Origin of the sequence: Chryseobacterium sp. Leaf394, assembly GCF_001424105.1 — a bacterium.
GTDB lineage: Bacteria > Bacteroidota > Bacteroidia > Flavobacteriales > Weeksellaceae > Chryseobacterium.
In genome coordinates this window covers 479,363-491,983 of sequence record NZ_LMQH01000011.1, presented here as the reverse complement: position 1 = coordinate 491,983, position 12,621 = coordinate 479,363, and the positions used below count along the sequence as shown (strand labels likewise).

Sequence of the window (12,621 nt, the reverse complement as noted above, 5' to 3'; positions counted from 1 at the left end):
AAAAAAAAACGCTGCCATAACTGTATAAGCAACGTTTCTATTTTTAAATCTTTATACGTAATTAATTTTCTCTCAGACTTTTTACATAATCTCAGAGCCATAAATCAAAGTGTTGCTTTCCAGAAGCTCCATCTTGTACAGTTAAATACTGCATGTCTTTTTGCGCCGGCTTTATTTACATAAATCATCATTCAAAGAGCGGGATTTATTACGTTCTGTACAAAATCATACAGATTTTAAGTTGGGGTAACTTCGGTAATTGAAAATGTAAAATTTGGTTAATAAAATGATAAGGATGAAATGTATATAAGATCAAAAATTAAATCTACTTGAGCAAGTGAAAATTTTGATTTTATGCTGATATACAAAGATTTTTCCCAAAGGGACAACAGAATATATTTGCTGTGGAAAATCCGATAACCTTATTGTAATTGAAAACCGTTGTGAAAGATAAATTTGAATAGCACAGTCAGTCACCAAGAAATATGCATACAATTATTTGAACTCTTATAGAAATTTATGGTCATAAATCTTCAAAGTACGAATAGCACATCACGAAAAAAACCAAAAGTGGGGCAACAAAAAAACATCCGTATTCTACAGCAGAGAATTATGTTTTTACTTCAAAAGATCATGCGATTTTCGATATTGATAAAAGGGGCAGCATAGATATTACTGGTTATACAATCTAAGAATCTCTACCAGTTCTGGTATAGATCGTATTTTAAGCTTGTCAAACAATCTGTTTTTATATGTACTGATCGTAGATGAATGGAGATTAAATTGATTGGCAATTTCTTTAAGGGTAATTCCTTCTGCAAGCTTCGTCGCAATTTGCAGTTCGCGGTCTGAAAGCGTTTCGAAAGGAGAATTTTTTCCCGCGCCGGTTAATGATTCTGCAAACATCGCATCTTTTACGTTGTCACTGACATATAGGCCCTTCGTAAGCATCGCAATTAGAGCAGACTCGATTATTTCAGTGGAACTTTGCTTGCTTAAATAACCGCCAGCCCCCATTTTTAGATACCGCATTGCATACACTTCTTCATCCTGTGAAGAAAATAAAAGGATTTTCAGCTGAGGCTGATGAATTTTGATGTAATCTATCGCTTCCTGAACAGTACCGTTAGGCATATTAACGTCCATGATCGCCAGATCCAACTCTTCTTTCTGAATTACTTTGTAAAGCGATCTGTAATCTTCCACTTCTGAGATCACAGCATCAGATCTGAGCCGCTTTATTGTTTGAATCAAACCCATCCGGACAATACCATGATCATCTGCCACAACAATGCGGGCATTTAGTTTTACATCCTTCATGCAATAAAATTAGGTAAAAAAAGGGAGACTGTAGTTCCTTTATTTTCAGATGACTGTATGTCAATATTTCCCTGCAGCAAGAATATGAAATTTTTTACAATTTTCAAACTTAATCCGGCTCCTTTTTCGCCAGCAGTACCCTGAAATATGGGATTGTCATAGCTGTAAATCGTAGCTAAATATTTTTCATTTATTCCGGTTCCGGAATCAACTACTGAAAGTTTGGTCTGATCTTCCTCTGAAACCTGCTGCAAATAAATATCCTGACCAGTTGATGAGTATTTTACTGCATTGTTGAAAATTTTATCTAAAATATATTCCAGTAGTAAGCGATCGCTTATAATAAATGAATTGTGATCTCCTTTAAAATAAAAATTGATGCTTTTCTCTTCTAGTTTAGCAGCGTATTGCTCTTCCAGATGATGAAAAAGATCTGTCACCAAGATTTTATCAGGTTTAATTTTAAAGTTTCCGTACTGCGTTTTTAACCAGGCAGTACTGTCCTGAACAGTCTGCAGATTCTTGCGGGCATCACTCTTCACCTGTGGTAAGAGCTTATAAAAATCCTGCTCACTAACGATTTTTTGCTCCAGGGATTCTACAAGCCATAGAAAATTCCCAAATAATTCTTTTGAGTCATGAGACAATATCGAAATCAGTCCATTCTTAAAATAGATTTCGTTTTCAAGCTTTTCTATTTTTATCTTTAATTCCTTGATAAGATCATCCATAAAGTAAATTATAATGGTAAATTTTTCACTTCAGTATTTTTAAAAAAGCTAAATATAGGATTTACTTTTTATCTATTTCGTTACCTAACCATTTCCGCATCATATCTGACAGGGTTTGTTTTAACAAGGGCTTAGTTAGAAAGTCCGACATTCCGCCTTGCAAACATTTTTCCTTTTCTCCGGGAAGGCTGCCAGCTGTTAATGCAACAATAGGAATTTCAATGTTTTTTTCCAAAGATCTTATTTGCTTTGTAGCTTCAATGCCATTAAGCTGCGGCATCTGTATGTCCATTAAAATAAGACCTGGACTTTCTTTTTTGTATTGTTCAACTGCTTCGGCTCCATCTTTTGCTTCAATGATCAAGGCCTGCGGTAGAAGATCCTTCAAATAAGTTTTAGTAAGAAGCAAATTAACAGCATTATCTTCAGCAATCAAAATTTTTATTTCCTGTGTATCGGCTTCTGTAACCTTATTTTCAACTTTTTCCATTTTTTTCTTTTCAGAGTTCTTTAAAGCAGACAGAATCTGATACATCTGTCGCATACGAATGGGTTTTATCATTCGGTTTTCTATCTCCAGTTCGTCACATGCACTCTGTAAATTAGTGTCGTCGGAAGAACTGTACAAAACGATATACGGGGCTGAACCGGAAGTGTCAGGAATCATAGTCCTCATTTTTCTGATGGTTTCGAGTCCATCCATAACCGGCATGTGATAATCCATAATAATCACATCATATTCCGGACTGTCCATGATCAGAAGCAATGCTTTTAAGCCGCTGTCGCATTCTGTCACTTCGATATTTTTTCTTTCCAGCATCCTTTTCAGGATTTTCCTGTTGTTTTCATTATCATCTACGATCAGTACTTTTTTAATACCACTCAGACTTAGATCAAATTCTTCCTCCTGCGTATCAAACTGCATGTCAAAGTAAAAATCACTACCCCTTCCCTGTTCACTATCGACCTGTAAAATACTGTTGAGCAATGCTAAGATTTGATTCGAAATGGTAAGTCCAAGACCGGTGCCCCCATACCTCTTGCTGATACTGCCATCTTCCTGGGAAAATGCTTCAAAAATTTCAGCCTGCTTTTCCTTGTTAATTCCAATTCCTGTATCGCGGACTCCGAATCGAATTATTTTTTTTCTTTCTTCTAAATCATCCAACACCCTAGCATACAAAACAATCTCTCCTCTTTCGGTAAATTTTAAAGAATTGCTCAAAAGGTTTACAAAAACCTGTTTTAGCCGCATGGCATCAGTCCAGATGTATGTAGGGATGGCATCGTCAATATCAATCAGCATTTCCAGCTGTTTTTTGCTGTTGTTATAAGAAACAATATTAAAAGCCTCTGAAACCAATTCCTCGAGCTCTACTTTATCCAGATTCACCTCAAGTTTTTGTTTCTCCAGTTTTGAAAAATCCAGGATATCATTGATGATGCTGTACAGGGACACTCCTGATTGGCTGATAATATCCAGATATTGCCTCTGTGTCTCGTCAAGGCTGGTTTCCATTAGGAGTTCGGTAAATCCGATAATACCATTTAAAGGGGTTCTGATCTCATGACTCATATTGGCTACAAACTCAGATTTGAGCGCGTAAGCTTTTTCTGCAAGCTCCTTCGCTTCAAGAATCTCGTTCTCCATTTTTTTACGTTCGGTAATGTCTACTGCATTAGCCATTACCTGTAGATTACCGTCTGCATCTTCGTCTCTAACACTCATAAAATGCCAAACTGCCTTTTTCCCATTTTTTTTAAGAATGGTCATTTCGCCTGCTGCATGATTTGAAATTCTGATTTCCTGAAGGTACATTTTAACATTTTCATGCTTGTCCGGAATGATGAGATCATACAGATTAAGGGTCAGCAATTCCTCTCTTGAAAAACCAGACGCTTTTAAACCCGCGTCATTGACGTCCAGAAAATTTCCATCGAGGTCATGTATGCTCAGTATTCCCTGATTCTTTTCAAAAAGACCGCGATACTTCTCTTCGCTTCGTCTGAGTAATTTTTTTCTGGTGGTAAATTCTGTAATATCTCTTCCAATGGTATAAACTACTCCGGATTCAGGTTGGGGAACTAAAGTCCACTGAATCCATTTCACTTCTCCGGATTTCGTGACGTATCGGTTATTGAAATTAGATAAGGTTTTACCATATGCTAAATCTTCCAGTGCGAAGACGGTTGTCTGTTTGTCTTCGGGATGAACAAATTCGGTAAAACTTTTATTCAAAGACTGCTCATTACTCCAACCCAATAATTTCGAAAAGGCAGGATTTAGTTTTATAAATTTACCTTTCACAGACAAAACGCAGATTAGATCGCTTGATGTCTCAAAAACTACATCATAACTGCGTAAAAGCTGTTCCTTTTCTTTTCCTTCGAACCCGTTTGATGCATGATTTATAATCTTCGTGACGGTCTCTTTCCCTGCTTTATCAAAATTTTTATTTTCCCTGTCAAGTAAGTTTAGGTGAGCAATAAAATTGTTATTAGGATACGGAATGAGATAACTTCTATGAAATTTAAATTCAGGACTTCCGATTTCGTACACTGAAGTCTCATTGTCCGGGAGAAAATGAGGATTCTGCTGATAAATCTGATTAGGTGCTCCATCACTGGATGCAATAACATAAACTTTACCTTCAGATAAAATACTTATGCTGCAAAGCTCCGCATCCGTCAGCTTAGCAGCAGCATATACTAAAAAATCAAAAACGTCGGCATATTTTTTTTCGAATGCTTTCAGTTTATTACTGTCGTGCTGATCCAGAGAATAATTATTCCCGCTAAAATGGTCCATAAAAAAGAGTTGAAAGTATTATTATTAGATTGCCGTAAAGCTGTAATAAACATTGATTGAGTAAGTACTGTTTTCCTTCCCTACCAAACTTTGTGAATCCGCAGGAGATATGGTATATCTGACGTTAAGCTGCCGGTCCAGAACCGGTGTACCGTCAAAGAGAATTTTCTGTGGAGTTTTAGATAATGGAGCGCTTACGGAACTTCCGTCGATTCCAATCTTTAAGATATTGGAGTTGATGTTGGTTTGCAGACCACCTTTTTTGAAATAATTTTCGTCTGATTTTACATAAAGTTCAAAACTTTCATTATTAGACAGCATTATTTGGTTTGGAATGATCTGCGTCTGACCATTTGTGTACAAAGCTGCTGTATTAAAATTGAAGTTTACATTTTTGCCTGAACTGGGGATAGAAATCTCCGACCTGGGAAGCACTTTTATTTGAACAGCAGTATTCTGCAAAGTGTTGATTTGATTATCTGTACTTTTCGCATTAAGATTCAATTCAAATGTATAGGTTCCCGCTTCAAAAAAATAATTTTTAAAATCATCAGAAGAAACGTACAATTCTGGTACGAAGCTGTTTCTGTTCCCTGCTGTAACGCTCAGGTTTGTTGCTGAAAAATTCTGAAAACCAGATGACAGAGCTTTCGTCGTGAGTGCAGGCCCATTACTGCCTAATTTGATACTGGCAATATTTCTGGTCCCTGAAACACCTTTGGAAGATGTAAACTGAACAGTATTTGCAGCCGCTTTTGCCCAAAAATTAAAATCGACCGTATTTGCCAATTCTGTATTTCCTAAATCCCATACCTTTGTGTTTGTTCCTCGATAGTCATTCAGAGAAGATATTTCGATATACTTCGTCAAAGAGTTTGTAACCCAACGTATCGATGACGGAATAACTATAATTGTTTTAAAATTAATTGGCGTGAAATCATTATAATTCTGTGCAATATCCATGGAGTAATTACCAGCCCGGAAGACATTCGCAGAAAATTGTGCGGCAGGAATTTTAAATGTAAAATTAATATTTCCCCTGTTGAACGCTGCTCCGAAAATCAGGGATCCCGGTGGTTCAAACCATTTTACAGCACTCGGACTGAAAGACTGAAAACCAGGTAAAGAACCCGAAAATCCTGTACCTGGCAACTGCCCTCCCATACTCTCCAACTGCCAGATAAGAACGCTCGCGGGTAAGATAACTGAAGAAGAAGCCTGCGTAAAATTTTGCCCGGAGGTAGAGGTAAATGTAGGAGCTACTGGTCCAAATCCCAAAAAGCCATAGATCCAGTTTGTTCTGCTGGCGTTCGACATTACCCTTGTTGGTACTGAAGTAAATTCTGTTCTGTTAAAAATATTATTTTCAGGAATAGTCAGAAATATATCCTGAGCTTTCATGATTGATGTTCCGAAGCACAGCGTTAAAATTCCTGTTAAAAAAAACCTAATCGTTTTCATACCTCTAAATTTAAAACTTTTTCACCTTAATGGTTGTGTCTTTCTTTCTGTATTCAAAAATAACATTTGCTGAGTAACCTTCTTTCGTCACCTGAATGGTTTGCCTTGGTTGTGTATAGCTGTACCTGTCATTTTCAATATAAATTTCATATTTTCCATCTTTCAGGAAAAATTCAAATTCATTTTTTTGGTTGACCAAAGCTGTATAGATCACTCCATCTTCACCTTTTGCATACACAGCTATACCGGTTACATCAGTATCCAAAACATCGTAAGCCTGTTTGATCTCGGTCAATTTTCCACTTACCCTGATGTTTTTTACTAGGCCTACCCTGCGGTTGATATTTTTACTGACCATAATTACAGGATCCATCATTAATCTGGCACCAGCATTTTCGTTCACTTTCAAAGTATAAATACCTTCGGGTACATTTTGAAAAACCACTTTTCCGTTTTTATCTGTCATTGCGATATAATCGTCCAGTTTGACAATCTCATCAGCAAATAACTTTTCGCCCGAATCCGGAAGTCCGTTGAAATTTTTGTCTTCAAAGAACTGGAACGTCACTTTATGATTTCCAAGCGCAGTGGCTGGTGCAAAGTATTTTTTAATACCCACTCTGAACTGATAATAACTGCCAACGGTTGAATATTCAGCCATGGATTTATAACCTGACAGATTAAAATAACCTGTGCCCGACCACGAAGGTGAAATCCTGTATTCAAGATTTCCGGTGATATTGGTATTTAAATTTTTATAAAGCTCCGAATAAAAAGCTCCGGCTGAAAAAGATCCGGTCAAATTATTACCCAGCGTATGGAAGTTATACGATGCGTATACATTGTAGTTGGCAAAATTGCGGTCTGTATTATAGAAGGAATTTAAATCAAACACATTCGTTGCGTTCCATTGGGCTGTTCCGTTTAGAGAGAACGATTTATACCTGTACGACAGAGTTGTTCGTAAACTGTTAAACCAGTCTGACTGATTGTCTGCATTTGAATAGGAATATTCCGCAGTAAGGTTTATTGAATGGTTACCCAATGTTGTACTGATGTTGGTTTCAAGTCTGTAAGAAAAAAGTTCGTGCGATGTATAGAAACTAGCTGTTTTTTGCTTTTCAATCTTTGGAGAAACGAGGAAATTCCAATTTTTCCCAATAAACTGATAACCTGTTGCCAACGATTCGGTACTGTTAAAATAATAGCGCAAATTAGTACTGATCTCAGGTTGATAAGGCGCATTCTGCAAACTCAGAAAACCAGGGTCTACCTGTGAGTTTTGGTATTGTATAAATGCACGCTTAGAATCAGAAAATTGTCTGCCGATTCTTTGGTTTGAGAAAAAAGATCCTCTTTTGATCCCTGCATAACTTTTAGTAGCGAATGAATTAGTAGATTGCAAATCCCATCTCCCTGCTCGTCCTTCGTAAATAGCTCCCACCAGACCTCCTGCATTTTCATCCTTATTTACAAGTCCTTTTTCGTGACTCAGACCAACCTCCGTCCGGATGGTGTGTTTGCCTCCTACTGAAAAAGACGTCACAGCATTTGCCAGCTGTGTATCAACGTTTAAGCGCGGATCATGGTCGTATATATATGAAATTTTTCCATTTAAAGTTTTCGCATTTCCATACCCATACTTTGCCCCCACCACGTTAGACCCATTTATTTGCTGGAAATAAGTACTGTACAGATTGTAATTGTTTTCCAGCGCCAGCAATTCGATCTGTTTGTTACTACCAAATTTGGTGGAAATTTTTGCACCTCTTCCGAAAATAGGGTATTCGTAATCTGTGCTGTTAATATTTCCAACGCGTAATACCGTATTTTTTCGCTCCATTTCCAACCAGGTATCATAGATGTTGTAAAGGCCTCGTTCCATAAAGTAATCCGTACCGATATTGAAGCGCGATTTCACGTTTTCGCTCACTCTAAAAGCTGTATTAGCTCTTAATTGAAGAAAATTAAAACCTGAGCTGTTTTCGTTGTAGCTCATTTCAGCAAAATTACTTCCGCTTACAGACTCCGGTCCTCTGGCAATTTGTCTGTTATTTGATAAAATAAGTAAATGGAGCGTGTTGCTTCCCACAATTTCATTAGTGAGAAGATCTGTTGCGATTGCGTTGATATTAAATTCAGGAAAAACCGTATTGTGTTTTCTAATTACAATTTTGATCTCAACAGTTTGTTTTTCCAAACCTTCAAGGAAAACAGTCTGTTGTTTTGGCATCATTTCCAAACCATCGGGTATAGATTGAAAGTCAATCTTTACGTTTCGTTTGCTGTAGCCCTGGTTTTCAACAGTGAGTAATATTGAAGAGTCCGGCGCATTAGGATTAATGAAATTCTCGAAAGCCTCCGTGTAAATTGCGATGTTACTGTTTTCTTCTTTTTTAACCGTAAACGATATGCTTTCGGTTCTTGTTAATGATGAAGTGATGTAAGAAACCTGAAAATTAATCTCACTGGATCTCAGTTTCATAAAATCCACATTGGCAATCAGTTTTACAGGAAGATTTTTAGACTGTCCGGCATCCAGTGTAAATTCATTTTTGGGATAGAAAAGCAATCCGGGATAATTTTCCTGAGGCACGATATTCTGAATTGTGACAGCTTCAGAACTTTTATTCTCAATCACCAGGAAATTCGTAAATGTTGAACCTTTTTCAACAGCTACACTGTCTTTTTCGAAATAGATCGTGATATCCTTCTTATCCTGCGCAGAAGCAAATGAAAAATTTAAAAGAACAAATGCCAGAAGTAAAATTGTTCTTCTAAGGATCGGTATCAACATTCTATTTTGCAGTTTTAAGACTTAATATTAAAATTTAAAGTTTTTTTCGCCAACGCGTAAATCATTGGATCCTGCCATTTTAATAATGGCCACGCCGAGGAAATTCCCTGAAATATTCTCCGGTAAGGAAAAATGAACGACCTGATTGGTGTCAGGAAGCATGGAAATTGCAGTCGCAGGTATTTTTATTTCTTTACCGCTGTCTGTATTGGTGAGTTCAAACTCAACGGTAGCATCATTGATCGTGTTTCCGTCATTATGGATGCTTACTGCGACTTTTCTTTCGGCGGCATTATCAGAAGACACCTCTGCAATATTTGTAATATCAAGGCTTTTCAGCTGATTTCCGGAAGGGGTATAAAAGATATGAAGTCCGACCTCAAATAATGTGATGATACCAATCCCGTTTTTAGCCTTTGCCTGATCTGCCTGCTGTGGTAATTGTGTGAAGAAAAGCATGCTGTTAGTAACTGTCGATTTTGAAGCATTTGCCGGAATCTTCATGGTTACTACAATCTCTTTTGTACTTTTCGCAGGAACTGTGACAGCGTTTTCTAACGTTGAAATCCAGGAGGCATTAGACGTTTTTGAACTTCCTGCATCAAGATAAACTTTATTTCCATTTTCTTCTCTCACCCAGTCTTTATAGTTGAGATTAAAGACGTAATCTTTGTCGGAGCTGTTCTGAAGCGTAACGGTCTGTGTAACTTTTTCTCCCGGATTGCCTGTGAAAAACAGACGTGTAGGTGACATAGAGATACTTTGTGACAAAGCTGAAGAAGCTGCTGTGATGATCACGAAAAGGAAAAGATGGATAAACTTGCGCATGGTGTAAATTGTTTAAAAATAAAAGATTCCCAAAACTACTGAAACGTAACTAAAGGAACCTTTACAATCTTAAAAATTTTATTATAAAGCTGTCGCAGTATAAGTTACTGTCTGCGTGTAAGTTCCGGCTGGTTTACCTAAAATATCGGCAGAAGATGATTTCACGGCAGGAATCATGTAATCCAAATTTAATGTCAATGCACTTCCAAGTGGAGCATTTGAAACTAAAGTTTGATCCGTTTCAGATAAAACCACAGCGGTTTTTGTTCCTCCCATTGTTCCCGCAGATGCAGCAGCTTTAATTGTCAAAACATTTACAGGGATTGTGTTGGTTCCATTGATGAAATTAGCCCCACCCGCTTTTACTTTTACGTTAAAGTTTTTCGTTGAAGTAACTTTTAGAGAGTTGGCTTTTGTAACCGTTTGATCAGAGTTGTAATCTGCTGCAGTAGCATAGTTAAAGTCAACATTGTTACCGATTGCGGTACTCCCGGTATCGATGGAAATTACATCGTTCAGGGTAATATTCACGGTTGTGGTCGCAGTAGTATTCTGTGCATGAACATTGCTGGTTCCTAATATAATTGCTCCAAAAGTTAAAGCTGCGATAACGATTTGTTTTTTCATGATAATAATATTTATTTTTTTATTCTTATTTAATTGTTCTCTTTTAACACTGCAAATCTACAGCAGCGGTAAAAGTTTCTTTGTAGTTGAATATGGAAGTTTATGTAGTAAAATTACTACAAGGCTATTTATTTGGTTTTAAAAAGAAATCCCATAACATATAGATGTTATAGGACTTTCTTATATATTATTTCTCGGAATAATTACAATGCAGTTGCAGTATAAGTTACCGTCTGCGTGTAAGTTCCTGCTGGTTTACCTAAAATATCGGCAGAAGATGATTTCACGGCAGGAATCAGGTAATCCAAATTCAATGTCAATGCACTTCCCAGCGGGGCATTTGTAACTAAATTCTGATCAACCGTAGATAAAACTACAGCGGTTTTTGTTCCACCCATTGTTCCCGAAGATGCAGCAGCTTTAATCGTCAAAACATTTACAGGGATCGAGTTGGTTCCACTTACAAAATTAGAACCTCCGGCTTTTACTTTTACGTTAAAGTTTTTCGTTGAAGTGACTTTTAGAGAATTTGCCTTGGTAACCGTTTGATCCGAGTTGTAGTCTGCTGCAGTAGTATAGACAAAGTCAACATTATTGCCGATTGCAGTACTTCCGGTATCGATAGAGATTACATCGCTCAGGGTGATGTTAACCGTTGTAGTTGCTGTGGTGTTCTGTGCCTGGACAGTGTTTGTTCCTAGTATAATTGCTCCGAAAGTTAAAGCTGAGATAAAGATTTTTGTCATGATAGTATTGTTTTATTTTTTATTTTTTATTTTTTATTTTTTTTAAATGTTCTCTTTGAACACTGCAAATCTACAGAGGCGAGAAATGTTTCTTTGTAGTTAAAAATGGAAGTTCCTGTAGTAAAATAACTACAGGTGCTGATTACATCAAAAAAAACCTCAACATTTGCATGTTGAGGGTTTTGATAAATCATTATTATGTTAAATTAAAGTGCCGTTGCAGTATAAGTTACTGTTTGCGTATAGGTTCCTTTAGGTTTACCAAGCAGAACCTTTGATGCTTTTTCTGCCGAAATGGAATAAGCAAGATTTAGAGTTTTATTAGCACCTAAACCTGCGCTACTTACCAATACCTGATCGTTTGTAGATAAAGTTACCTCATTCATAATTCCGGTAAGACTTCCTCCCGGTATTGCTCTTACCTGCAAAACATCAACAGGAATGAGGTTTGCACCACTAACAAAATTCGCACCTTCAGATTTTATTTTAATATCAAAATTCTTAGAAGAATTGATCACCAAACTGTTCGGTACAGTGACATTTTTTGACGAATTATAATCTGACGTGTTTACATAATTAAAAGCTATTACACCTCCAGAACCTCCAGTTCCGAAATCCATTGAAATGACATCTGCCAGAATGATGTTCACTGTGGTATTGACATTTTCAGAATTTTGGGCCGAAATATGGTTGCTTCCTAAAGACACTAATCCCAAAGAAAACGCAGCAATAAAGATTTGTTTTTTCATAACCGGAAATATTTGATGTGATTGGTATAAATGAAGTATTAAAATTTATTAAACTTTTAACTTTCATTTTGTCCAAATGTAATACCATTATTTGATATGAACAAAATTTTTTTTCTGATTTAACAAAATTGTGGACGTCTGATGATCATGGCATTTACATACCTGATAATATGTATTACAAAACTTATGCATTAACTGGAAAAATTTACAAACTACCAATCACCGGTTGTCAACTACAAATTTTCACTTTATTATAATGACCTGCTTGTGGTAATATCAAAATCTTGGATTTTACATGGATCAATTGCATCTACCTAAGTTGCTCAGGCATTATTCTGTCTTTCTTCCAGCATTATATGCTGATGGTAGAACAAGTCTTTCATTTTCCGCCATCAGGATCAACATTACCAGCTGTTTATTTTACCAAACTTTTAATTATATCTAATCCGATGGCGATTTCACTAGTAACTTCCTTCTCCATATCTGAAAAAACTAGGTCTTCATCATCTTTTTGCTCCCATTTTATTGCGCAGTCTGAAAGTCTGAAAAGACC

At 36.7% G+C, this 12,621-nt stretch carries 9 protein-coding genes; all 9 read right to left on the bottom strand.

Annotated features, from left to right (window positions below):
- Window positions 1-672: 672 nt before the first annotated feature.
- Complete coding sequence (locus tag ASG21_RS06800; protein WP_056077376.1) at window positions 673-1,320, bottom strand: response regulator transcription factor; 648 nt, start codon at window positions 1,318-1,320, stop codon at window positions 673-675.
- Window positions 1,317-2,051 (bottom strand): HAMP domain-containing sensor histidine kinase, encoded by a 735-nt coding sequence (locus tag ASG21_RS06795; RefSeq protein ID WP_056077375.1) that lies wholly within the window; start codon window positions 2,049-2,051, stop codon window positions 1,317-1,319. Before ASG21_RS06795 ends, ASG21_RS06800 begins: the two co-directional genes overlap by 4 nt.
- Before the next feature lie 61 nt (window positions 2,052-2,112).
- Window positions 2,113-4,860, bottom strand: coding sequence for a PAS domain-containing hybrid sensor histidine kinase/response regulator (locus ASG21_RS06790; RefSeq protein WP_056077372.1), 2,748 nt, complete (start codon window positions 4,858-4,860; stop codon window positions 2,113-2,115).
- A gap of 24 nt (window positions 4,861-4,884) precedes the next feature.
- The gene (locus tag ASG21_RS06785; protein WP_056077371.1) at window positions 4,885-6,321 is read right to left on the bottom strand and encodes a hypothetical protein; all 1,437 of its coding nucleotides are present in this window, start codon (window positions 6,319-6,321) and stop codon (window positions 4,885-4,887) included.
- A gap of 10 nt (window positions 6,322-6,331) precedes the next feature.
- A complete protein-coding gene (locus tag ASG21_RS06780) occupies window positions 6,332-9,118 on the bottom strand; it encodes an outer membrane beta-barrel family protein (protein WP_241773467.1) in 2,787 nt (928 codons plus the stop codon).
- A 27-nt stretch (window positions 9,119-9,145) separates the two neighbouring features.
- Window positions 9,146-9,946, bottom strand: a complete 801-nt coding sequence (locus tag ASG21_RS06775; RefSeq protein WP_241773466.1) for a DUF916 domain-containing protein — start codon at window positions 9,944-9,946, stop codon at window positions 9,146-9,148.
- A gap of 81 nt (window positions 9,947-10,027) precedes the next feature.
- Window positions 10,028-10,573 (bottom strand): hypothetical protein, encoded by a 546-nt coding sequence (locus ASG21_RS06770; protein WP_056077368.1) that lies wholly within the window; start codon window positions 10,571-10,573, stop codon window positions 10,028-10,030.
- A 203-nt stretch (window positions 10,574-10,776) separates the two neighbouring features.
- Entirely contained in the window at window positions 10,777-11,319 is a 543-nt protein-coding gene (locus ASG21_RS06765; RefSeq protein ID WP_056077365.1) for a hypothetical protein, read from the bottom strand.
- Window positions 11,320-11,525: 206 nt separating this feature from the next.
- A complete protein-coding gene (locus ASG21_RS06760) occupies window positions 11,526-12,068 on the bottom strand; it encodes a hypothetical protein (protein ID WP_056077363.1) in 543 nt (180 codons plus the stop codon).
- Between the last annotated feature and the right edge of the window lie 553 nt (window positions 12,069-12,621).

Coding starts and splice junctions, on each gene's coding strand:
- ASG21_RS06800 (WP_056077376.1), bottom strand. CDS start 1,320: ATGAAGGATGTAAAACTAAATGCCCGCATTGTTGTGGCAGATGATCAT.
- ASG21_RS06795 (WP_056077375.1), bottom strand. CDS start 2,051: ATGGATGATCTTATCAAGGAATTAAAGATAAAAATAGAAAAGCTTGAA.
- ASG21_RS06790 (WP_056077372.1), bottom strand. CDS start 4,860: ATGGACCATTTTAGCGGGAATAATTATTCTCTGGATCAGCACGACAGT.
- ASG21_RS06785 (WP_056077371.1), bottom strand. CDS start 6,321: ATGAAAACGATTAGGTTTTTTTTAACAGGAATTTTAACGCTGTGCTTC.
- ASG21_RS06780 (WP_241773467.1), bottom strand. CDS start 9,118: ATGTTGATACCGATCCTTAGAAGAACAATTTTACTTCTGGCATTTGTT.
- ASG21_RS06775 (WP_241773466.1), bottom strand. CDS start 9,946: ATGCGCAAGTTTATCCATCTTTTCCTTTTCGTGATCATCACAGCAGCT.
- ASG21_RS06770 (WP_056077368.1), bottom strand. CDS start 10,573: ATGAAAAAACAAATCGTTATCGCAGCTTTAACTTTTGGAGCAATTATA.
- ASG21_RS06765 (WP_056077365.1), bottom strand. CDS start 11,319: ATGACAAAAATCTTTATCTCAGCTTTAACTTTCGGAGCAATTATACTA.
- ASG21_RS06760 (WP_056077363.1), bottom strand. CDS start 12,068: ATGAAAAAACAAATCTTTATTGCTGCGTTTTCTTTGGGATTAGTGTCT.